This is a genomic window from Photobacterium minamisatsumaniensis (assembly GCF_050336695.1).
GTDB lineage: Bacteria > Pseudomonadota > Gammaproteobacteria > Enterobacterales > Vibrionaceae > Photobacterium > Photobacterium minamisatsumaniensis.
Window position 1 is genome coordinate 15,894 of the sequence record NZ_JAKJSI010000058.1, and the last position, 23,395, is coordinate 39,288.

Here is a 23,395-nt window from a genome sequence, read left to right on the forward strand (position 1 = left end):
TATGGGTAAATAAGCGAAGTCGTGATAAACATTTGTATCATCTTGAAAGATAAAAACCTGCGGCATACGACGGAAGTTTGTTATTATGGGGCATATATCAAGTAACGACTTGATGCGTTATATAAAAGATAAGAGAGAATAGAATGACTAAGTTAACCGCTGATATTAAAGCAAACGTTGAATTGTTTGTTGCAGATACGAAAGAGTCTCAAGTAATTTGGGGTCTTTGTAATGAAGAAGGTGACTGGCTTTCTGTTGCATCAAGTGAGTTTGAAGAATCAGAAGTTATGCCTTTCTGGTCTGCAGAAGCCGATGCGAAAGAACATTGTGCTGATGAGTGGGTCGAATTCACTGCTGTTATGATTCCGTTGGATGTTTTCGTTGAAGATTGGATGATTACACTATCTGAAGATGGCGTTTTGGTTGGACTAAACTGGAACGTTCAACTTGAAGGTTCTGAGCTTGAGCCGACAGATGTTGCAAAGCTATATCTATAATAGATTTACCGATAAAAAGTGATATTTGTAATCGAGCTTGTTAACTTGGTTTAATCATTTTTTAAAGCATATCGTAAAGGCCACGACGTTTTCTTCGTGGCCTTTTTAGTGCTCAGAAGAAGAGGCTTGCTATACTTTAACTGACTAAGTTGTCATTAGGAGAGTAGTGATGGTACTGTCAGAATGTCGTCAGCTAGTAGCGGATAAAACGATTATCGAGGCTCGTTTGGTTCATGATTTTCTTAGTGCAGGGTGGGGCATTCATTTTATCGATGGCGAAGGAAATGATTACCCAGTTACCGACACTTACGGTATACCTTGTAGTTATGATTCATTGAAGCAAGCTGAAGATACGGTACATCAGGTTGTTAATTGCCCTGTACATATAGATAGTCTATTCCGTTTCGCAGAACGTTAATACTATCGCTAGAGATGATTATTCTTGGAATTGGTCTAATTTGTTCTTGAATGGAAAAGTACGATCGTGCTAAAAATAGCTATTCGTGAATAAATAAAGTCATGGCACCTTATGAATAAAAGACAGGCGACTCGTGAACACATTCTTGCGACAGCATTTGACGTTGCAAGTACAGATGGTTTAGACAGTCTAACTATTGGGCAGTTAGCCAAAGCAGTCGGTATGTCGAAAAGTGGGGTTTTTTCTCACTTTAATTCGAAGGAAAATTTACAAGTTGCTGTTCTGGAGTTTGCTGGGAAAATGTTTGTTGAACGAGTTATCCAGCCTGCTCGTATCGACGCCCCTGATAATATTGAACAGAAACTACGCATCTTATTAAAGCACTGGCTTGAATGGAATCAGTCGTTTCAAGGCAGCTGCATGTTTTTAGATGCGTGGAAAGACAACGTTGAGACAGATTCAACCATACAAATCGCCTTACAGGCATTAACACGGCGTTGGTTAGATTACTTAGCCAGTCAAATTGATAAGGCAAAAGCTCGGAATGAGTTCAAACCAGCACTTGATACTTGGCAAGGCGTCTATCGCCTTTATGGAATTTATTTAAGTAGCCATTTGTTCCGTTCATTGTCATTAGAAACCGATGATCACCAACGTTTTTGGTGTGGTATTGAAGAGATATTCACGGAATGGCGCGTGTAAGTGCTGTTTTATACAGTACAAAAGCACGGTCGTACTATTTCGTAATAAGGAAAGTTAGGATGAGCAGCAAGATTTATTTTAAACAAAAGAAAGGCTTTAGTTTTCGTAAAGGGATGGTGAGCATAACGACACGATTGCATCATATTATCGCACCATCCCATGCGAGAAAGCTGGCAAAACGCGTATTATTAACACCTGTACGAAGTACAAGATCGGTAACTGAACCTGTAGGGCTGATCCGTGAAGCGGTTGAGACATCAGAGGGTAAAATGATGACTTACCGTTTGGGTACAGGGCCAACTTGGGTGCTTGGGCATGGTTGGTCAGGAGCATCTAGCCAGTTTTTCCCGCTAATGGAACATATAGCACAAGCTGGATACACCGCATTGGCATTTGATAACCCAGCACATGGTGAGAGTGAAGGTCGATATGGTCATCTTCCTGGGTTTGTATCAGCTTTGGATGCAATTTTAGAGCAGCAAGACTCAATCTCTGGTGTTGTTGCACATAGTATGGGGGGAGCGATGGTACTTGAAAGTCGTCATGAGTGCCTAGAAAACAAACCTGTCCTACTGATTGCACCGGTCTTGAATTACACCGAGAATCTACTAACGACCGTTGAAAGCTCTGGTTATTCAATGAAGTTATTCAATGAAGTCGTCGGTGAAATAGCAGATCACTATCAATACCCCTTAGACAGTATTAATCCGATACAGCGACTTGGGCAGAGACAGACGAAGGCTGTGATCGTACATGATATCGGCGATAAGTTTGCTGCTTTTTCAGCATCTAAGTTAGCCAGTGAAATGGATCATGTGACGTTAATCGCAACGGAAGGACTGGGACATGGCCGAATTCTAAAAAGCGAACAGCTTCGTCAAGGGTTTGACCTATTAACAGAAGCATAGCCTCGAGGTAAACGGTTCTAAGTCAACAATGTGGCGGTATGCTGAGTTTAAAAGGGCTTCTTTGTGTTCCGATAAAAGGGTGGAACGAAGAAGCCCTGTAATCATATATTTAGTTAGCGCTGACTTCACTTTGAGAGCGAGCTTGTTCTCTTTGTATTACTTCTTCATCAAGTTCAGCGATTTTCGCCTTCATTAACTGATGGCAATGATCTGCCAATTCACGCGCATCCTGAACTTGATATTTTGAAATATCAATAGGTTCGAGCATTTCGGCAATAACAATACCGTTATTACGATTGGCTAGTGAGAGCTTATGGTGAACAGAGCTGACACATACAGGTACAATAGGGACTCCCGCTTCAATGGCCATGCGGAAAGCGCCAGTTTTGAATGGAAGTAAGCCTCGACCTTTACTGCGAGTCCCTTCTGGGTACATCCACACGGAGAGATCTCGCTTATGAATGGCTTCTGCGACTTGTTGAATGGTGTTTCTTGCTTTTGATTTATTTTCACGGTCGATCAATATGTTGCCAGTGATCCAGTATAACTGTCCGAAAAACGGGACCCATAGTAGACTTTTCTTACCGATGGTAACGGTACGAGGCATCAACATGCCAGGTGAAGTGACAAAATCAAATATATTCTGATGGTTTGATATATATACGGCTTTTGGGGTGTCGGCTACGTTTTCTTTACCACGGTGAATTAACTCCACACCCATGATTTTTTGTAGCTGATTAAACCAACGACAGAACACGTGGACGTGCTTAGGATCTCTTGGGCTGAATATCGAACAGTAAACGAGAGCACAGAGTGTAGTAACAATAATAAAGAGAGCACCAAGTACTAGGCGAATAAATGAAAGCACGTGTATTCCTTTGTTCACATACAAAACTGTGTTCATTATGAGATTTTTTTAGAGTAAAAACTAGTTGAAGATATGCTGTTTTCCGCTTTTTATCTGAGATGTGTCAGTTTTTGACCTAAAAGAAGTGAGTAGATAGTAAAAGCATGCTTGATATCACATTAAGTGTTCGCGATTAGGAGCAAAGATGTTCTTATTTGGCGGAGTAATATAATAAATCAAACATAATCAAAAGCTTATTGGTCTATCATCGTGCGGCGCTTGAAAATTCTTTGTTATGTAGTATTCGGCTTATATTTACCTGTTGCGAAAGCGACCTTTTATTTTGAAACGTTGATTACCAATGGTCAGGTATACCGCTCCCCCGCAAACACCGTTATAGGCATTAATGATGGCGTCATTAGCTTCTTAGGAAAGGTGACTGAAGCACGCGCTTTTATTAATAATAATACCGAGATGATCGATGTGGGAGGGGCGGCGATTTATCCTGGATTCATTGAACTACATGCTCATGTTTTCGATAACATCATGTTTAGCCATAGTACGTGTCGGGTTGAGCTTGACGATGGCTCGATTGGATTGGCGGAATGTATAAACCAAACAAAGCAATGGCCAAATGACCGCTGGGCACTCGGTTACAGTGAGGATTTACTTTCTCAATCCTTTCCAATGGCGGCTCCAAGAGATTGGCTAGACCACTATTTCCCCGAAAGGCCTGTCGTCGTGAGTAAACCGCATTCATCCATTGTATGGCTTAATAGCCGCGCAATGGATGAAGTGAAAATTACACACCACAGTGCCAAGCCTCTGGGAGGTCGAATTCTACGGGATGATAACGATAGACCAAATGGCGTGTTAATAGGTTCTATTGCTGAAAAAGCGCTAATAAAAGCGGTAGGTTCACACCCTATCGTTATGCCATCATTAATGGAGCGTTATCAATCAAAAATTGCATCATTTCATCGTCAAGGCATAACCAGCCTGGCTGAAGGGGGAAGTTTATGGCGCATGGGAAGCATTGATTTTTGGAATAAAATGCATGAAACCGGACAGCTTGAAATTCGAGTATCTGTGCGTCCTCGGTTATCTCCTTTTGGTGGTGTCAATGAGCAACTGTCTCAGTTAGAGGCAATATTTCGGAATGATTTTGGCTCATCACTTATCATTAACCAAGTGAAAATTTCCGTCGATGGGCAATACCACCTTGGCACTGCACGTTTAAGTTCGCCTTATCGAACACCTGCGATAAAGCATGAAACTAAAGGTATTTTCTATTTTTCACCTACAGAGTTAAACACTTGGCTACAGCGTTTACAGACATTGGGGTATGGGGCCTATGTGCAAGCGGAGGGGGATGCAGCAGTAGAAGCTACGCTGTACTCAATTGAAAATGCAAGACGCTTTAGTGAAGATCAGCGTTTTACATTATCTGATATGCACTTTATCAAGCCCAAAATGTTTGATTTATTGGACAAGCATAATGTGAGTGTGTCTTTTACTGACCTCCACAATGAGGCGTACCTCTCTCGCGAGGTTAAGGTCGATATCCCCAATTCTACCGCGATGAAAGTGACTCTTGCTGCATTGCTAGAAAAGAAGATAAAGCCAGCCTTAAGCAGTGTTGGGTTTAATGACCAAGTGGTAACTCCCTTGATGCGTATTAGCCAGTCATTACAACTCGGCAGGTACGGATTTCAAGATGTTCATCAAGCTATTGATAGCTATACAATTGAGCCAGCAAGAGCGCTCGGGATTGAAGCAATAACGGGCAGTATTGTACTTGGTAAGTCAGCCGATTTTGCGATTGTTGACCAGGCCATTAGCAGTCTGCCTATCAGTGACATCGGGAACGCGAATATACTCATGACGATATTTCAGGGAAAGACGGTTTATTCTCGTGATTCAACTCAGGGGTGACACACTCAAATTATTATGGGCACTATTTCACTATTTGACTGTTTTTAAAGCTTAATACCCGTGTGGGCGTGAAGTTGCTCGCATTGAGTGAGTGTTATCAATAAAGTAACTGGATAAGTAACTGGATACAGGCGATAAATGTATTCGGTAGATGGCTTCCTTATCCCTGATAGTGTTTGTCCTGATGTGTATTAGGTGAATAGCATTTACCCTTCTGTTGTGTGGAATTTCGAGGCTAACTAAAGTTAGCCTTTTTTTTGTCTTTTTTTTAATCACCTATTGTCAATTCTTCAGTCGTTAGATAGCCGCCTTCTGATTGTGTTGGTACTATTCTTGAAGTGCGCAAAAATATTCAACAAAAATGTTCAATAGCTTGAGTCATCGACTGATGTTAAGCATAGAAAAGTCTAGGGGGTAAGGTGATAAGAAAAGGCTTTATATCGTTTCTCGTATTGCTCGGAGTAGTAGGGTGCAGCTCAACACCCGATCAACCCAAAGAAGAAACAACACCAGCACCTAGCATGATCAAAGAGTATCAATATGTGCCGTTAAATGTGCCTTTTAACCAACAAGCATCATTCGATACCGTATATCGCCAGTGGAAAGGTACACCTTATCGGCTTGGCGGTACATCACGTCAGGGCATTGATTGTTCGGCGTTTGTGCAAGTCGGTTATGCCGATGTGCATAACCTTCGCTTACCGAGAACAACTTCGCAGCAAGTAAAATTGGGTAAATGGGTAGCACTCAAAGAAGTGCAAGAAGGCGATTTGGTTTTCTTTAAAACCGGGCGTGATACACGCCATGTTGGTATCTATGTCGGTGAGTCGCGTTTTCTGCACGCATCAACATCTCAAGGTGTCATGATTTCAAGTTTGCAAAATCCATATTGGCGAAGTGTTTACTGGCAATCTCGTCGTATAGACAACTAAACGTTACGCTTTGTTCACGATTGTATAAGTCGCGAAAAAATCAATCCACCACCATAATGTAGCTATAGGATAGAGACCCAGTTGTAAATGATACAGCTGGGGATAATCGGGAGGTGATCCTATGGCTATGGCATTAACGGTTGGGCAGTTTCTCGCTAGTCATCATGTCGATTATAGTCTGATGCGACATCGGCATACTGATACGTCATTCAGCTCCGCAATTTCAGCACATGTACCGACTTCTCAAGTAGCGAAAGCGGTAATGCTGAAGGACCAAAATAATGAGTTCTTAATGGCTGTTGTTCCGTCGAACCGGCGAGTCATGATCGATAAGATCAGCCGGATGATGGGCAAGCAATACTTTTTAATTGGTGAGCATGAACTTTCTACCATTTTTCAAGATTGTGAACCCGGTGCTGTTCCCTCTTTAGGGCCAGCCTACCAGGTCGATATGTTGGTGGATGATTTATTGCTAGAGCAAGATGAGCTTTATATTGAATCGGGAGATCATGAGAACTTGATCCACTTAGACAAGAAGCAGTTTCACAGAGCGATACAAGGGGCTCCTCACCAGAACATCAGTGGTTATCGTATGCTCTATTCTCAGGCGCATGATGGGCGTCACTGGGAGTGGGAGTAGTTTCAGCGTTGTTACCTTAGGTTTCAAATCGTGATAAAAAGCAGCCCAGTTATACAGTTTTAATTAGAAAGAGAAGCATGACTGGGCTGTTTGTTATTATTTCAATTTACTAGTCGGCAAGCTTCAGCCTTAACCAAAGCCCCGGAGGCGTACTAAAGCCTGTGGTTACTGAAGAAATATGGCCGTCTTTAATCACAAATGCTGATGGTACCGCCGATACTCCCCACTGCTTCATGGTATCACCAGCATTGTCGTTAATGGTATCAAAGTCATAACCATGGTGGTTGAGATAAGCATTTAAGCGTCTATCGTCACCAGAGTTAACGGCAATAGATAGCACCTCGTAGTCATTATTCAGCCAGTCTACCGTCGGGCTAACAAATCGGCAGACGCTGCACCATGTTCCCCAAAAATAGACCAAAACAGGCTTTTCATGACTTTTTGCGATTAAATCAACAGTTTCACCTTTCGTCGTTTGCATCACTAATGGCGGAACTTCCCCTTTGGGCATATCTTGGCTACGCCAGGCATCGAGTGCTGTACTTACAAAAATAAAGATCAATACTAACCATATGGCTTCTTTCAGGAGTCGTAGTAGCTTTGAGGGTGCTTTGGCCTCAGACTTCTTGCTTTCTGCTTCACGTGATTTTAGCGACATTATCGTTGGCCTTTACCGCTTGCAGCTTCAATAGCTGTTATTACCTCATCACTTTTCAGAATAACAGGCAGCGGTATTCCCATTGGTGCGTTTGGTCCGTAGACAATATTAAACGGGACACCAAAACGGCCATTGGCACGCAGAAAGCCCGTCACATAGTCTGATGGCTTCGTCCAGTCACCGCGCATCAACACAATGTTTTCTTCACCCAATGTTGAGTAGACTGGATCTTGGAGTAATACCGTTACTTTATTGACCTTACAGGTAATACACCAATCTGCAGTTACATCAACAAAAACGGTTTTACCTTGGCTGACTTGTACCTGAATTTCATTGACATTCAGAGGCTGCCAAAAGTGATCTTTAGCCAGTGGTGTAGCCCAACGATCTGCTGTCATGCTACCTGCAATTAAGCCTCCGCCAGTACCAAAGATAATGAAAGCAACCGCTAAGATAACAGGTTTGCGTCCTTTTATTTTGCCTAAGCGCCATAGCAACGCAATAACCATTAATACACCAACAATAACGATTGCTGCGGTACCGAAGAAGTTAGTCATTAAGCTAAGTAACCACAGGCTGGTGGCTAGCATCATAAAGCCGAATAACGTTTTTACCTTATCCATCCACAGGCCTGGTTTTGGCAGGGCATTGGCAAGACGAGGGAAAAGGGCGATAAGTAGCCATGGTGCAGCCATACCAACGGCTAAAGCCGTAAAGACAGCAATTAGCGTCACGTTACTTGCACCTAAAGCAAAAGCGACAGCCGTTCCTAAAAATGGTGCGCTGCATGGTGTAGCCAGTAGGGTTGCGAACATACCTTGGACGAAATGACCCGCATATGAGTCATCACCTTTAGTTGCCATCCAGGTGTTTGTATTGCTTGATAGACGTATTTCAAACAAGCCCAGCATGTTTGCTGCAAATAAAATGGTGATCAGTACCATCGCACCAATGAAGTAAGGGCTTTGGAATTGAACTCCCCAACCTAAGGCTTGCCCTGAAAGCTTCAGAACAATCAAGAATCCGGCAAGAAGCCAGAAAGACGTTAAAATCCCGGCTGCGGACGATAAGAACTGCATCCGAATTTGACGTTGCTGTAGGCCGTTTGCGGTGATAACACTGCTTAACTTCATTCCTAGTACAGGCAGTACACATGGCATGATATTCAAGATCAGGCCGCCTAAAAGCGCGATACCAATGATCTCAAGCAAATTGGTGTTACCGCCAGCGATAGCGACGGGGATATCGTTGGCGATCCCTTGAACTTCAACAGAGAAATCAGTGTCGCTGATTGTTACGTTAAGGGTTTCACCCAGAAGCTTAGGTTCTCCAAACCAGCTGCTTACATCCATTTGTGCAGTAAGCGTATTACCATCGACATGGATTCTAGGTTTAAGGAAAGAGGCGTCTTGTACATTTTGTGTCTCGCCATCAATGAATACATCTGGTGATTTCCAACCTAATGTATTTGTCGCTACCACAGACATGACACGCTTGTCTTTGTTCCAAGAAAGTGCATCTAGCTCAACAGTGGCTTGAGCTTTCGGTACTAGCGTCATGCCTTGGTTGTAAAGGTGCATTGCTTCGGCAGAAGCAGTTAGATCTGCAGGGTTGAAGCTAAGCGAAATTTCATAATCGGTTAAGACGCAAATATTGGTGCACGATGACATCGTTAACACACCTGAGAGGAAAACAGGTTTGTTCATGTCATCAATATGCAACGTCATTGGAAAGACGATGTTCTCTTTGTAGCCTAAGGTTTCGACACCAAGAAACTCATAGCGCTTTGGCATCGGCCAATGCCAGTCAACATCGGCAAGGTTGTTTGATAGCTCCCAATTAATTGTTGGCGCAACACCACCTTCGCCGGGGCTACGCCAGTAGGTTTTCCAGTCGGTATCCAGTTTTACTTCTAAAAGAGCTTCTACCGTATTTGAGGCTGTATCTTGTTGCCCGGTTAGCATATAGCGAAGTTGTACAGGTGGATGATCAGGGTTGTTGAGCCACCCCGTTGAATACTCAGTAGCAGAAACAGAAAGCGAGATGAGAGTACTCACTAACGCCACAAGGGTTGTAAAGAAAGATAATCGTTTAAATATCATAGTTTTCAATGTAATAACTCCAAAAATAAAACAGCAGAAAGCGCAGGTAAATACCTGATAAATCAATCTGGGGTTATTCTCGAAATACGCAAAAGGTAAGGTGACGTCGCCGTGTAGGGGGGATAGGCTCGGTTAGTACTGGCACAATACGGCTAACACCAGCGAACACTGAAAATGTCAGCACAATAATAAATAGGCTGATAATTGCATGCTCAAAAGTATGTTGGTGCAGTTGCAGCAGGTGATCGGATAATGAGCATTTATCGGTGTTTTCTGATGACTGGCTGTCTAGTGATCGTTGGATCTCAGCCGAGAGTGCCGGGGTATTAAAGTAGCTGTCGGTTGATTGAGCATTGTCAGCACCATACACATTACAGCTAGTCACTAGGCCAAAATTTTGTCCCGAGCAGACAAAAATGACTAGCATAACTAGCAGCAGTGTATATTTTGCTGTTTGGTTACGATTTAACCTATTGTGCATTAATGCTCTCAATCGCCATAAAAATAAAATAACTTCCAATAAATGTTTGGAAATAAAGCTAACAACGACATTCTGACCGTGCTAGTAGTCGAAAGTTTCATTGTTCGCTAGTTTTCACGTATTTTCGTGATTTTATGTTCATAGTGCAACCTTGTCGTTAAAATCAGTTACAAAGTAGCTGTGCTACAAGATGAAAAAAACCATCAAACTTAGCTTACGTAACAGTAAACATGGCTTGATGGTTTAATGAAGAAGGCTTAAGCGTGGAACCTACACTGGAGTATTAACGCTTATTACGCAAATAGCGCTTGCGACGCTCTTCTTTCTTCTTGATTTGCTGTTCTTTCTTACGTTCCGCTTCAATTTCTACGTTCACCAACTCTTCAGTGATCATCTCAGGGCGTTCCATAGTGATCTTACCCAGAGTACCGTTACGTAATTCATTGATTAGAATTTCAGAGGCTTTGTGAAGGTCTATACGACCACCAGAGCGTAAACAGCCACGCTTGCGACCAATCTCTTCCATGAGCTCAATTTCAGTTTCAGGCACATCGTCATCTAGCTCGTAGCGAGCTTTGATGAGCTCAGGGTATGCTTGAATAAGGTATTCAATGGTAAAGAATGCAACGTCAATGTAGTCCATTGCGGTATCTTTAACTGCACCCGTTGCGGCAAGGCGGAAACCACTGTGTGGGTTTTCAACTTTAGGCCACAAAATGCCTGGTGTATCAGATAAAACGATACCGTTTTGCAAGTTAATTCGCTGCTGTTGGCGCGTTACTGCTGGCTGGTTACCTGTGATAGCAACAGTTCGGCCTGCTAGTGCATTGATAATGGTGGATTTACCGACATTCGGAATCCCCATGATCATGGTGCGAATATTTTTACCCATGTCTTCGCGGTGTGGCGCTAGCTTGCGACATAGCTCAGTGATCATCTTCACTTCGCTAAGGTTTTCTGTGGTGATGGCTATAGCCTTTACACCTTGCTCTTTTTCAAGGTGGTCAATCCACAATTGCGTCATTTCCGGATCTGCCAAATCACGTTTATTCAGCACTTTAACGACAGGTGTCGTGTTTTTCTCACGGAATGTTTTAATCAGTGGGTTTTCACTACTGAACGGAATGCGGGCATCAAGTACTTCGATGATGACATCAATTTTAGGAAGTACTTCTTCAATTTCTTTACGGGCTTTGTGCATGTGGCCCGGAAACCACTGGATTGTTTGGCTGCTCATTTGTATTAACTCTTTTTTGTTCGGCAAAGTCTTTGAGTTACTAAAGCAAAGGCAAGCCGATAGCTATTAAGTAAGCAGTGTTCACTTAAGTACACATTAACTGGCAAGATTGTTCCAACCAGCGCTTACTTATCAGTTGTTAGTCAGTTGATGTGAAGTTTAACGTAATGAGCGAGAGACATAAACGATTTTGGTCCTAGGTCACAGTTTTAACGGTGTTTCTCAGTTAGTCGTATAAAATGACACCAATCGGTACATCGCAAAGCAGTCAGGATGTGTAGCGATGCTGGTTACCATTGAGTAAGCAATCAGCCATTTGTCGCGAAGTGACCTGCAATGATTCGCTAGATACTGTTGTAATACAGACATAATGATTAGCGACAAGACCAATATGTAGGATTTTGCCCCAATGAATTGGGGCTTTTTTTATTTTACGTTTTTACTATGGACTGCTTATTGCCTTAGTTCTTTATTACATTGACGTTCTGCTTTGAGATATCTGTTAGGAGTAATAAATTTCTCGATTGTTCGATACCTCTTTTAATATCGTCTTATGCATTGTAACAAAATATTAGATGTGCGAATGAGTAGGTAGATTGAAAATCGACCTCTTTGTAACGAAATTAAGTTTGCCGAGAGTAATTAGGCGAAAATTGCCTCTAAAATGTGTGCAAATGTTCGTTGCTAAAAAATAATCGAGTATAGATAGAAACAACAATTAACACTGATGATTATTTTGTATCACAAGACAAAGATAGTATTTAATTTGCTGATTTATTGGCTATTTATAAAAATACTGTATATGCCTTGGAGCAAAAGATTGAAAAAGTGTAGCCACTTAACGGAAAAAGAAATATTAGGTACCCTCTGTGCAATTTCTCTGATTTTTTCTGCGGGAGCCAATGGTATAGAAGCAGAGACCATCTATACCAATGGTCACATCATCACGATGGATGACTCTAGAAAAACGGTTGAGGCTGTTGCGGTCAGTCAGGGAAAAATACAAGCTGTTGGTGAACTTTCAGAGATGAAGTCACTTGCCTCTGAACACACAAATATTGTGGACTTGGAAGGAAAGACAATGTTGCCAGGGTTTATTGACCCGCATGGTCATTTCTTTTTCATGGCAGAGTATGCATATGGCTGGGTAGATATTAATAGTAAGCCGATAGGCACTGTGGAAACCATGGACGACATGATGTTGCTCCTTAAACAGCAAGTGGAAGTGACCCCAGAAGGTGAGTGGATTTTGGGGTGGGGTTATGATGATACTAATATCAAGGAAATGCGGCACCCAACCCGTGAAGATTTAGATAACGTCAGCACAAAGCATCCAATTTATGTACAGCATGTCTCAGGCTGGTTGTCTTCAGCAAATACGTTGGCACTGGAGCTAGCCGGCATAAATAAAGACACTCCTGATCCCGATGATGGTCATATCCAAAAGGATCCTAAAACAGGTGAACCAACAGGGGTTATTGAATCCGCTCTACCACCTGTTTATAAAGTCGTCCCAAGTTACAAGCCTCAAGATTATGTTCAAGCGATGGAAGCGGGCTCTGACATGTACCTTGCAGCAGGTGTAACGACAGCACATGAAGGGTGGGGTAACTTCAATCAATGGGAGCTATTGCAGCAAGGATTGGAAGCTGGAACGTTGAAAGTCCGTACGATTTTCCGTCCTTTAGCGCAAGGTAGTGGAACAGAGGAACTGGAACTGTATCCTCAGATTGCTTCTGGAACCGCTATCGATCAAGAACAGATGCTTGTTTTGGGGGCGCATAAATTAACTGCTGACGGCTCTATTCAAGGATATACAGCTTACTTATCTGACCCTTACTTTAAGCAACCTGAAGGGCAGGTAGATCATGCGGGTTATCCCACGCATGATCATGAAGCCCTTCAAGAAATGGTTTTGAGTCTTCATAAGAAAGGGCATCAACTTGCGATTCATGGAAATGGCGATAAGGCGATCGATTATATACTCGATGCTTTTGAAGCGGCTCAGAAAGCTTATCCAAGAGAGGACACTCGTCATATTGTCATTCATAGCCAGATGGCACGTGATGACCAACTCGACAGAATGAAAACACTAGGCGCAATCCCTTCTTTCTTTTCAACGCATACTTATTTCTGGGGTGATCGTCATTACGAAATATTTATGGGTGCAGAACGTGCTGAACGCATGAGCCCAGCAGGCTCTGCAGTACGTAAGGGTTTACCGTTTACATTGCATAATGACACCTACATAACGCCTATTAGCCCATTAAAGTCTATCTGGTCAGCGGTTAACCGACAGTCATCAAGTGGGAGGGATTTAGGTAAAGAAGCGCAAGGTGTGTCGGTATATGATGCGATGAAAGGTGTGACTATATATGCGGCTTGGCAAAGTTTTGAAGATGATATAAAAGGGTCAATTGAAGCTGGAAAGCTTGCAGACTTTATTATTCTTGATGAAAACCCACTGAAAGTTGATCCAATGGCTATTAAAGATATTCGTATCAGAGCCACAATTATTGGTGATGACATTGTTTATGGGGCGATTTAAATAAAATAATATTTGATGTAATTCCTTTACCCTCACAATGTGAGGGTTTTTTCACTTATACTATAGTGAAAAATTATGCTACAGCGAATAAATAGTTTATGAAATAGTCAATTATTTTCACGATTCATTTTATTTTAGCCATTCAATAAGCTTCGAAATACACCATTTTAATTATTTGTTTTTATCGTAGTAATATAGTTGATATTTATTATTGTTTTATGTGGACAATAATTTATAGCGTTGAGAATTAGGCATATGGGGGAGATATACCTCAAAGGATGCTAATGAATTTTTCGCTTTAGTGAGTCAGAATCTATGTGGGAAAGATATGGTAAGTGATCATTTTATTTGACTTTATCAACTCTTGTTATTAAATCATTGGATCAGGTAAAAATGAAGGTTAAGTTATTTAACAAAGTAGCAATCGTTGCTACCGCAGTGATACTGCTGAGTGGATGTGTTGGTAGCAATGTAGCAACCACTAAATTGATGGGGTATAACATCAAAGCCGTTGATAACCGTTATGCTCGTGGTGGATTGAATATGTTAATGTCACCAATATATGGTGTGACTATTTCAGCAGATTATTTGGTTCTGAATTCACTAGAATTTTGGACAGGCAGTAACCCAATTAGTGGAGTACCTCACATCTTTGACACTGAAACCGAAACATGGTTGGATGTAAATGAAAATATTGATGACTCATTACATTCAGCGCCTATAAAAATGACCAAATAATTATGGGTTCAGCATGGATTAAAACGGGATGATTAATATTGAGGGTCTTTTTCTTACGGTAAAGAACATTTTGTCATGTTGTTTCGATAAATTTGTATAGAAGAGCGTTTATTAAGGTGTAAATGTCGCTAAATGACCTTTAATACCTAACGTGTTGATGTTGTAATACCTGCATAACGAGCAGCTATAAGATCGATATGTAGGATTTGCCCCAAATAGTTGGGGCTTTTTTATCAATATATTTTGATTTTTATTTCAATAAGAATGTTTATTTTTAACGGTTAAGTTAGACATTAAAATGATGATATTTAATAATGTAACTAAAGTAGTATTTTCTGTAGCGGCAACTTTAATTCTTAGTGGATGTGTTGGTAGTAATGTTGCTACCACTAAATTGATGGAATATAACATTGAAGCAGTCGATAACCGATATGCTCGTGGTGGTTTGAATATGGCTATGTCGCCACTTTATGGTGTAACTGTCGCAGCAGACTATATAGTTTTGAATTCTTTGGAATTTTGGACTGGCTCTAATCCAATCAGTGGGGCTCCACATATTTTTGATGCCGAAACTGAAACTTGGTTAGAGGTCAATAATAATATTGATGAGTCGCTACATTCGGCTCCAATTAAAATAAGTAACGAGAAGTAGGAACCCTTACTGTATAGTTCTGTATGTGTGACTTGAAGTAAGTTTTACCCTCACATTGTGAGGGTCTTTTTGTTTAAGGTAAAGCTGAATTATTATGACTGCATTAAATATTGACGAGGAGTCATATTAATTTGCTTTTTTAATGCACGAGTGAAATTCGATGGATCGCTATAACCAAGTTCAAAAGCTACATCGTTAACACTCATGCCTTCCTTTAGTAACTCTAAAGACTTCTTTAGTTTTTTCTTATTGATATAATCTCTAAACGATGAACCTTGATCAATAAATAGACGCTGCAATGTGCGTTCAGACACACCGAATAAGTGCGCTACAAATTCAAGGCTAAAAGACTCATGCTGCCAAAATATGTCAATGATGTGTTCTAAACGAGAAGACAAACAACTACGACTTTGAGTTTCACTTTGAAAGTGCAGAGTCTCTATAGCACATTCAACGGGGATGTAGTTGCATTTTTGACCAGTGATAACTCTATATTGTTTGGTCTGCCCCACAATTTTAGCCTGCGGGGGGGAGTTGTTTTCCATGACAAGGTAATCTGGTTTCCATGTGTTACCAAGGTATTTTCTTAATAACCCTAATAGCTTAAATGTAGTAAAATCATTGGCGTACTCAAACCCCCGGTCTGTATTTTTTAATGCGCTTTTATGATAAATACGAAGTTTATTTTCATTGTATTCGACCCAAAGTTTAAAATGAGAGCCCTGTAATTTCTGATGTGTCATAACCGTTGATAGTAAGCCAGATAAATCATTATTACTTTGAATACATTTACTTAGTGTAGGGTGTAAGTCATCTAAATCATTATATTGGGCAGCATGAAAACCGAGATCATGGTGGTTTGATAACTTTGCAACTGTATCAGCCAGTCTCCCTATCATGTGAGTAGGAAGATAAATGTTAGGGTTTGTAAGTGCTTGTTTATTTAATTTAAATGCTTTTAAAACTGTTGATGAATCGATATTGTTATCATCTGCAAACTTTAAGAATGGCGCACTAATAGTTGCGCGGCTGATAGGCAATGTATTCAAGGTGTTTTGTTTCTCTTCGTAATTGCGGTGCGACTCCATTGCAGCGCTTTAGTAAACAAATTGTGCTTAGCAAATCTATCACGTATGGCTAACGAGAACAGTTATGTTTGAAGCTAATTGTATTTCAAAATGTTTCCATAAAAAGTAGTGAATATAATAATTACTGCTCAGGAGTCTTGTTAAATAACAACGAGTATAACCGGAACCTCGCTAATTACTTTCTTGTTACCGTGCATAGTAGAGATTTATCTGAGCATTAAGCTCTATTCCATACTGTTTTTTTTCATTGGCTTATTAAGCTTTTGACTTTGTTGCTCATGGAGGGCATCAATTAGTTTCCGATCTCTCTCAGCAAAGTACAAATCTTCTTCTGCCTTTCCTCTTAGCTTCATTTTTTCGGTAAAATCCATATCGACTCTCCCCCTCTAATGTGCGTTAACTTAAGCGTAGGCAACGTACAAAGTTTCTTCACTATGGTCAGTTAAAAGTGTGATCAAGGATGAATTTTATTCTTCCCTTTCAAGTGACTATCAGCAATGTCGTTAGTTTAGTATTCTTGATGGGTTATATTTGCGATATGCCGACATTTGTAATCTAGTGTCATTGAGCTGAAGCATGTATCACTCTGATTATAAAGGGAAAATAAATGGCTAAAAAATTTTATGTTGTCTGGGTAGGGCGTGAAACAGGTGTATTCACCACTTGGGACAAAACCAAGCAGCTTGTCGATAAGTACCCAAAGGCAAGGTACAAATCCTTTCCTTCACGAGAAGAGGCGGAAACCGCTTTTAAGTCAGGTAAGAGCGCGGCGCCAAAACCGCAAGCTAAGGCTGGTGGAGCAAAAGTAAGCCCTAAAGTATCAGCAAAAGTGAAAGTGCCATTAACTGACTTTGACGTAAATATATACTGCGATGGTGCATGTGATCCTAACCCAGGAAGAGCGGGCTCAGGTATTGCTGTTTATCATAGCGACCAATTGGCTGAGCTCTGGTATGGATTATATAACCCGAATGGTACGAATAATACTGCAGAGCTGAACGCTTTACATCAGGCTCTATTGTTGGCTGATAGGGCATTGCAGCAAGGGAAAAGTGTCCATATTTTAAGTGATTCCCAGTATTCGATTAATTGTATTTCTGTCTGGGCTTATAGTTGGAAGAAAAAAGGCTGGAAACGCAAAGATCCGGGCGATATTAAGAACCTTGAGATCATTCAATCCGCACATGAGTTATATGACAAGCTTAAAGCCAAGGTGACGTTGTCACACGTTAAGGGCCATGCTGGTATCGAAGGCAATGAGCTTGCAGACCGCATGTCGGTATACGCGGTAGACCAAGCTGATACGGCATTTCATCAGTATAATGGTCAGTTAGATATCGAAGCGATATTGGCACTAAGAGCCGGGTAGTATTTAATATACTCGCTTGGGTTCATTGCTCTAGTTTATCCTTTCGTTATGAGCTTGGTGGCTTATTCTATTTACGTATGTTATTAGGTATGACGAAGATATTTTCTTTTCATTATTCTTAATAAATACGCGAAATGGAGTTCGTTAATGGTTAAACAAGCGGCAACCAAACGATTTAAGCACCTTCATGCATCAGATCTTCGAGGCATTGGCCAATTAGCGACTCAAGCGACAGTCAGTGCTACTCGGATCGCTGAAGGTGTTCATCAGTCTGTCTGGCGTACACTTGGGATGCCAAGTGGCGCAGCGCCAGACCGAACTCGTGGTGTTACGGGTTTTGTGTATAAAAATATTTATTCCATTACTGAGTTTTTAGGTAATGGTGTCGACAAAATACTTGAGAAACAACAGCCTTGGCTTGAATCGCTAGATGAAGATAAAACTGACACGCTTGAACGAATATCAGTGATATCTGCTCTAAATGGTGTGATGGGTGATAAGTTGGTAGAAAAAAAGAACCAATTTGCGATCCCAATGACCTTTTACTATCAGCAATCACCTTTGCAATTAGAAAATCTGAAACCGTTAGTTATTCCACAAGCAAAAAGTAAAGTGTTGCTGATGATCCATGGCTTATGCATGAACGATCGACTATGGCAATGTGAGCGTGATGGGATTGAAGTTGATCATGGTCAGCAGCTGTCATCGACATTGGGTTATACCCCTGTTTATCTTCGTTATAATTCTGGCTTACATACATCGCAAAATGGTAGAGAACTCTCAGATTTACTTGAGCTATTTGTCAAAAACTGGCCGACCCCCATAGAGGAATTGTCTATTGTTGCCCACAGTATGGGGGGCTTAGTGGCGCGAAGTGCTGTTCACTATGCTAAGGCGCAGGCATTAGACTGGCCTAATATTGTAAAAAATATAGTCTTTCTTGGAACGCCTCATCAAGGTGCACCTTTAGAGCGCATTGGAAATAAATTCGGTGTGATCCTTAGTAAAACCCCGTACACAGCACCTTTTAATTTGCTCAGCAACCTTCGCAGTGCGGGGATCACCGATCTACGTTATGGCAATGTTGTTGATGAAGACTGGCAAGAAGTAGACCGCTTCCATAACAAACCGGATGAGCGACGCGGTGTGCCCTTACCTAAGGGTATTGCTTGTTTTGCTGTTGCGGCGGCAACAGCAAGCCAAAGGAGTTTGCTGGCTGAACAATTAGTCGGAGATGGCTTAGTACCGTTAAACAGTGCGCTGGGATGCCATTCAGCGACTGAACGTAATTTACTTTTTCTAGAGTCTTCGCAGAAAATTTTTTATGGTATTAATCACAATGAATTATTGAGTGATCCGAAGGTTACTCAGCAACTTGAATCATGGTTAAGCCAGTAATGTAGATACATTTCTTCTCCCCCTAGGAGCCCACTGCCTAGGGGTGCATATTTTTACTTATTTCTTCATAAGCTTTCATAATGGCATGATTTAGCTTTAAGTTACTGATTTTAATAACTGTGAACTCAGTGCAGCCTCTTTCTTGATCTAACTCAATAGTAGTACCTGTTACCCCTTTGGGGGTATACCTTGCTTTTTATTAATGCATAAATTGGTCAATAACCACTTTAAAAGTAAGTATTTTACTTTTGTGCGGGTGATGAAGTGTGCCTGTTTTAGGAGGAGTTAGCAGTGAATGAATATCATATCAGTAGCTTGATTGTTTACGCCGCAGCCAAACAGAGTGAGCTGATAAAAGCAGCAATTGAAAACCTAAAAGGGGCGGAAGTACCTATACACAGTGAATCAGGAAAGATGGTTGTTACGCTGGAAGGAAGCAGCAAAAACGGGATCGTCGATCGTTTTAATGAAATAAAAGCCATGCCCGGTGTATTGGATACCACACTGATTTTCCACCAAATGGATGAACAATCTGAGCTTAAGGAAGCGTAAAATGACAATCAGTAGACGTAGTTTCTTAAAGGCAAATGCCACGGTAGCCGCGGCTGCCGCAGCAGGGCTGACTATACCAGTGTCGGTCACACATGCAGCGGGAGAAGATAAAGAAATTAAATGGGATAAAGCACCATGCCGTTTCTGTGGCACGGGCTGTAGCATACTTGTTGGGACGCAAAATGGGCGAGTGGTTGCGGCGCAAGGTGATCCGGAGTCGCCCGTAAATAGAGGCCTTAGCTGTGTTAAGGGGTACTTCCTACCTAAAATTATGTACGGGAAAGATCGCCTAACTCAACCGTTGCTTAGAAAGCGAGATGGGGTATATCACAAAGAAGGGGAGTTCACCCCAGTCAGTTGGGATGAAGCCTTTGATGTAATGGCAGACAAGTTTAAGTCAGCCATGAAAGATAAAGGGCCAAGTGGTATTGGCATGTTTGGCTCTGGTCAGTGGACGGTGTGGGAAGGGTACGCAGCGGCGAAGTTGTATAAAGCGGGCTTCCGTTCTAACAATATCGACCCGAATGCTCGTCACTGCATGGCATCGGCTGTTGTTGGTTTTGGCCGTACCTTCGGTATGGATGAGCCGATGGGCAGTTATGACGATTTAGAGCATGCGGATGCGTTTGTGCTTTGGGGCGCGAACATGGCAGAAATGCACCCGATCTTATGGACTCGTCTAGCCGACAGACGTTTATCGAATGATAAGGTGAAGGTAGCTGTCCTATCAACCTATACACATCGAACTTATGAACTGGCTGATAACCCGATTATCTTCAGTCCTCAGACTGACTTGGCCATTTTGAACTTTGTTGCTCACTATATTATTTCTAATAATAAAGTGAATAAAGCGTTCCTTGAAAAGCACGTTAATATCCGTGAGGGAGTGACCGATATTGGTTATGGGTTGCGTCCGTCTCACCCATTAGAGCAAGCCGCAAAGAACCCAGGTAGTGGCGATTCGACGCCAATGAGCTTTGAAGACTACGCAAAGTTTGTATCAACTTACACGGCAGAATATGCGTCTGAAATATCGGGTGTACCGATTGATCAACTTAATGAGTTGGCAGAATTGTACGCAAACCCTGATATCAACGTTGTTTCTTACTGGACGATGGGGATCAACCAACATACACGTGGTGTGTGGGCAAATAACCTGATTTATAACATCCACCTGTTAACAGGTAAGATCTCTAAACCTGGTTGTGGGCCTTTCTCACTAACTGGTCAACCATCAGCTTGTGGTACTGCTCGCGAGGTAGGTACTTTTGCTCACCGCTTACCTGCCGATATGGTGGTGATGAACCCGAAACACCGTGAAATATGTGAAGCCCAATGGAATATTCCTGCTGGTACCATTCCACCTAAGCCGGGCTACCATGCGATTTTGCAAGATCGTATGCTTAAAGATCGTAAGCTCAATGTGCTTTGGGTAATGTGTAACAATAATATGCAAGCAGGGCCTAATATTAATGAAGATCGCCTGCCGGGCTATCGTGACCCTGCAAACTTCATTATTACTTCGGATCCCTATCCAACAGTAACGGCAATGGCTTCAGACTTGATTTTACCAACAGCAATGTGGGTAGAAAAAGAAGGTGCCTACGGTAATGCAGAGCGCCGTACCCAATTCTGGCGTCAGCAGATTTCACCACCAGGCGAATCTAAATCAGATCTTTGGCAAATCATGGAATTCTCAAAACGTTTCAACGTTGAAGAAGTGTGGCCAGAGGATTTGATTGCTAAAAAACCTGAATTGAAAGGCAAAAATCTATATGACGTTCTGTTTAAGAACGGCAAGGTCGATAAATTCAGTAATGATGAGCTAGCCGCTGATCAGCTAAATGATGAATCTCGTGATTTTGGTTACTACGTTCAGAAAGGCTTGTTTGAAGAATACGCCTATTTTGGTCGCGATCATGCCCATGATTTAGCCCCATTCGATACCTACCACAAAACCCGTGGCCTACGTTGGCCTGTTGTCGATGGCAAAGAAACAGTGTGGCGTTATTCAGAAGGTTATGACCCTTACGTTAATAAAGGTGAAGCATTTTCTTTCTACGGTAAGCCAGATAAGAAAGCGGTGATTTTTGCCCTGCCTTATGAGCCACCTGCTGAAGCACCCGATGCAGAATATGATCTATGGCTATCGACAGGCCGAGTGTTAGAGCACTGGCACACTGGTTCGATGACTCGCCGCGTACCAGAACTATACCGTTCATACCCAGATGCCGTTGTTTACATGCACCCGCTTGATGCTAAGAAGCGAGGCTTACGCCGTGGAGATGCTATCAAACTGGTTTCTCGTCGTGGCGAAGTTTCAAGCCATGTTGAAACCCGTGGTCGTAACCGCGTACCACAAGGGCTTGTTTACATGCCGTTCTTTGATGCTGGACAGCTAACGAACAAGGTAACACTGGATGCCACTGACCCTATTTCGAAAGAGACTGACTTTAAGAAATGTGCGGTGAAAGTAGTAAAAGCATAACGGAATTTAATAAGAATTGGAGCCAAAAATGAAGGGTAAGTATGTTGTATCTGCACTGCTCGCCGCAGTGGTAAGTGTTGCAGCATTCGCCGAGGTTACCTCGCTACGTGGCGATCAGCCGATTGGTGATAACAATGAGGTGGTGGCGATCAAGCAAGTGTCTAAAATGCAAGGGCGTCTTGGGTTAGATTTTGTTCATCAACCGCCGCTTGTTCCGCATGCAACGGAGCATGTGCAGATGAACCCAAGTAATAATGGGTGTTTAGCATGTCATGATGTCGATAAAACACGTCGTACAGGCGCACCTCGTGTTAGTCCAACGCATTATATGGACGCTAATAATAAGATATTGTCAGAAATTGCACCTCGCCGATATTTTTGTTTGCAGTGCCATGTGCCTCAAGTTAATGCTGAACCAATCGTTGAAAATACATTCGAGCCGATTGGTAAGTTCGGTAAATAGGGGGATGTATGGGAGATAAGCGACCAGGTATTATCCAGCGATGCTGGCAGTGGTTTCGTAAACCTAGCCATTTTGCTATTGGAAGTATCTTAGCAGTCGGTGTGATTGCAGGTGTTGTTTTATGGGGTGGCTTTAATACTGCAATGGAAGTCGCCAATAAAGAAAGCTTCTGTATTGGCTGTCATGAAATGGAAAATACCGTGTATCAGGAATACATGGGTACGATTCATTACACCAACAGCAGTGGCGTTCGAGCAACCTGCTCAGACTGCCACGTCCCTAAAGAGTGGGGGCCCAAAATGGTGCGTAAGATCCAAGCCAGCAAAGAGCTTTATGGCAAATTAGTTGGAAAGATCGATACACCAAAGAAGTTTGAAGAACATCGCTTTGAAATGGCTTCCAGAGAGTGGGCACGAATGAAAGACAATGACTCTCAGGAGTGCCGTAATTGCCACAATTTTGAGTATATGGATTTCAGCACCCAAAGAACGATAGCTGCTTCAATTCATAGTCAGGCGGAAATGGATGGGAATACCTGTATTGATTGTCATAAAGGTATTGCTCACCAGTTACCGAAAGGGCATACGATAGAAAACGCGATCTAGTTTCATTTACGGTGTAAAAAAATCCTCTGTAGCGAGAGCTGCAGGGGATTTTCTCAATTAATCTAGCCGGATAATATAAACCTCGCTGGCGTTAAATTGATGGTAAGAGTAATGTACAGATATAGTCAGAATATAAT

22 protein-coding genes and 1 pseudogene are annotated in these 23,395 nt (G+C 41.9%); 16 read left to right on the forward strand and 7 right to left on the reverse strand.

The features are described 5' to 3' along the window. The first annotated feature begins 143 nt into the window (after window positions 1-143). From L4D78_RS25395 to L4D78_RS25410, 4 genes are all read left to right on the forward strand, one after another. Window positions 144-497 carry a DUF2750 domain-containing protein gene (locus tag L4D78_RS25395; protein ID WP_428469513.1) on the forward strand — a complete coding sequence of 118 codons (354 nt, stop codon included), beginning with the start codon at window positions 144-146 and terminating at the stop codon, window positions 495-497. Between the two features lie 169 nt (window positions 498-666). After that, complete coding sequence (locus tag L4D78_RS25400; protein WP_428469514.1) at window positions 667-915, forward strand: hypothetical protein; 249 nt, start codon at window positions 667-669, stop codon at window positions 913-915. A gap of 111 nt (window positions 916-1,026) precedes the next feature. Next, window positions 1,027-1,617: a TetR/AcrR family transcriptional regulator gene (locus L4D78_RS25405; RefSeq protein ID WP_428469515.1), complete on the forward strand. Its 591-nt coding sequence runs from the start codon at window positions 1,027-1,029 to the stop codon at window positions 1,615-1,617. 59 nt (window positions 1,618-1,676) lie between these two features. Then, on the forward strand, window positions 1,677-2,525 hold the full coding sequence (locus L4D78_RS25410; protein WP_428469516.1) for an alpha/beta hydrolase: 849 nt from the start codon (window positions 1,677-1,679) through the stop codon (window positions 2,523-2,525). Between the two features lie 109 nt (window positions 2,526-2,634). On the opposite strand, the gene L4D78_RS25415 is transcribed toward L4D78_RS25410, so the two are convergent. Continuing rightward, window positions 2,635-3,393, reverse strand: a complete 759-nt coding sequence (locus L4D78_RS25415; protein ID WP_428469517.1) for a 1-acylglycerol-3-phosphate O-acyltransferase — start codon at window positions 3,391-3,393, stop codon at window positions 2,635-2,637. A 249-nt stretch (window positions 3,394-3,642) separates the two neighbouring features. Between L4D78_RS25415 and L4D78_RS25420 the strand changes: the two genes are divergently transcribed. The 3 genes from L4D78_RS25420 to L4D78_RS25430 all read left to right on the forward strand — a co-directional run bounded on the left by L4D78_RS25420 (window position 3,643) and on the right by L4D78_RS25430 (window position 6,879). Continuing rightward, complete coding sequence (locus L4D78_RS25420; protein WP_428469518.1) at window positions 3,643-5,307, forward strand: amidohydrolase; 1,665 nt, start codon at window positions 3,643-3,645, stop codon at window positions 5,305-5,307. Window positions 5,308-5,729: 422 nt separating this feature from the next. Beyond that, window positions 5,730-6,239, forward strand: coding sequence for an NlpC/P60 family protein (locus L4D78_RS25425; RefSeq protein ID WP_428469529.1), 510 nt, complete (start codon window positions 5,730-5,732; stop codon window positions 6,237-6,239). A 121-nt stretch (window positions 6,240-6,360) separates the two neighbouring features. Further along, window positions 6,361-6,879, forward strand: coding sequence for an aminoacyl-tRNA deacylase (locus L4D78_RS25430; RefSeq protein WP_428469519.1), 519 nt, complete (start codon window positions 6,361-6,363; stop codon window positions 6,877-6,879). A 109-nt stretch (window positions 6,880-6,988) separates the two neighbouring features. Here L4D78_RS25430 and L4D78_RS25435 read toward each other — a convergent pair whose 3' ends face one another. The 4 genes from L4D78_RS25435 to ylqF all read right to left on the reverse strand — a co-directional run bounded on the left by L4D78_RS25435 (window position 6,989) and on the right by ylqF (window position 11,357). After that, window positions 6,989-7,537 (reverse strand): protein disulfide oxidoreductase, encoded by a 549-nt coding sequence (locus tag L4D78_RS25435; protein ID WP_428469520.1) that lies wholly within the window; start codon window positions 7,535-7,537, stop codon window positions 6,989-6,991. Beyond that, on the reverse strand, window positions 7,537-9,639 hold the full coding sequence (locus L4D78_RS25440; protein WP_428469530.1) for a protein-disulfide reductase DsbD family protein: 2,103 nt from the start codon (window positions 9,637-9,639) through the stop codon (window positions 7,537-7,539). Before L4D78_RS25440 ends, L4D78_RS25435 begins: the two co-directional genes overlap by 1 nt. Window positions 9,640-9,712: 73 nt before the next feature. Further along, entirely contained in the window at window positions 9,713-10,120 is a 408-nt protein-coding gene (locus tag L4D78_RS25445; protein WP_428469521.1) for a hypothetical protein, read from the reverse strand. A 283-nt stretch (window positions 10,121-10,403) separates the two neighbouring features. After that, window positions 10,404-11,357, reverse strand: coding sequence for a ribosome biogenesis GTPase YlqF (ylqF, locus tag L4D78_RS25450; RefSeq protein WP_428469522.1), 954 nt, complete (start codon window positions 11,355-11,357; stop codon window positions 10,404-10,406). A gap of 820 nt (window positions 11,358-12,177) precedes the next feature. On the opposite strand from ylqF, the gene L4D78_RS25455 reads away from it, so the two are divergent. The 3 genes and pseudogenes from L4D78_RS25455 (at window position 12,178) to L4D78_RS25465 (ending at window position 15,295) form a co-directional block, all read left to right on the forward strand. Further along, entirely contained in the window at window positions 12,178-13,905 is a 1,728-nt protein-coding gene (locus L4D78_RS25455; RefSeq protein WP_428469523.1) for an amidohydrolase, read from the forward strand. A gap of 393 nt (window positions 13,906-14,298) precedes the next feature. After that, window positions 14,299-14,628: pseudogene (locus tag L4D78_RS25460) on the forward strand (DUF3332 family protein); the annotation flags it as partial. Window positions 14,629-14,941: 313 nt separating this feature from the next. After that, window positions 14,942-15,295, forward strand: a complete 354-nt coding sequence (locus L4D78_RS25465; protein WP_428469524.1) for a DUF3332 family protein — start codon at window positions 14,942-14,944, stop codon at window positions 15,293-15,295. Window positions 15,296-15,387: 92 nt separating this feature from the next. On the opposite strand, the gene L4D78_RS25470 is transcribed toward L4D78_RS25465, so the two are convergent. Beyond that, window positions 15,388-16,383 carry a helix-turn-helix domain-containing protein gene (locus tag L4D78_RS25470; RefSeq protein ID WP_428469525.1) on the reverse strand — a complete coding sequence of 332 codons (996 nt, stop codon included), beginning with the start codon at window positions 16,381-16,383 and terminating at the stop codon, window positions 15,388-15,390. A gap of 224 nt (window positions 16,384-16,607) precedes the next feature. After that, complete coding sequence (locus L4D78_RS25475) at window positions 16,608-16,754, reverse strand: hypothetical protein (RefSeq protein WP_428458974.1); 147 nt, start codon at window positions 16,752-16,754, stop codon at window positions 16,608-16,610. Between the two features lie 236 nt (window positions 16,755-16,990). On the opposite strand from L4D78_RS25475, the gene L4D78_RS25480 reads away from it, so the two are divergent. From L4D78_RS25480 to L4D78_RS25505, 6 genes are all read left to right on the forward strand, one after another. Beyond that, window positions 16,991-17,752: a ribonuclease H1 domain-containing protein gene (locus L4D78_RS25480; protein WP_428458973.1), complete on the forward strand. Its 762-nt coding sequence runs from the start codon at window positions 16,991-16,993 to the stop codon at window positions 17,750-17,752. A 147-nt stretch (window positions 17,753-17,899) separates the two neighbouring features. Beyond that, complete coding sequence (locus L4D78_RS25485) at window positions 17,900-19,150, forward strand: esterase/lipase family protein (RefSeq protein WP_428469526.1); 1,251 nt, start codon at window positions 17,900-17,902, stop codon at window positions 19,148-19,150. Window positions 19,151-19,441: 291 nt separating this feature from the next. Beyond that, window positions 19,442-19,702: a chaperone NapD gene (locus L4D78_RS25490; protein ID WP_428458971.1), complete on the forward strand. Its 261-nt coding sequence runs from the start codon at window positions 19,442-19,444 to the stop codon at window positions 19,700-19,702. A gap of 1 nt (window position 19,703) precedes the next feature. Further along, a complete protein-coding gene (gene napA, locus L4D78_RS25495; RefSeq protein WP_428469527.1) occupies window positions 19,704-22,190 on the forward strand; it encodes a nitrate reductase catalytic subunit NapA in 2,487 nt (828 codons plus the stop codon). Window positions 22,191-22,218: 28 nt separating this feature from the next. After that, window positions 22,219-22,653: a nitrate reductase cytochrome c-type subunit gene (locus tag L4D78_RS25500; RefSeq protein ID WP_428458969.1), complete on the forward strand. Its 435-nt coding sequence runs from the start codon at window positions 22,219-22,221 to the stop codon at window positions 22,651-22,653. A gap of 8 nt (window positions 22,654-22,661) precedes the next feature. Continuing rightward, window positions 22,662-23,258 (forward strand): NapC/NirT family cytochrome c, encoded by a 597-nt coding sequence (locus L4D78_RS25505; protein ID WP_428469528.1) that lies wholly within the window; start codon window positions 22,662-22,664, stop codon window positions 23,256-23,258. Window positions 23,259-23,395: the final 137 nt, after the last annotated feature.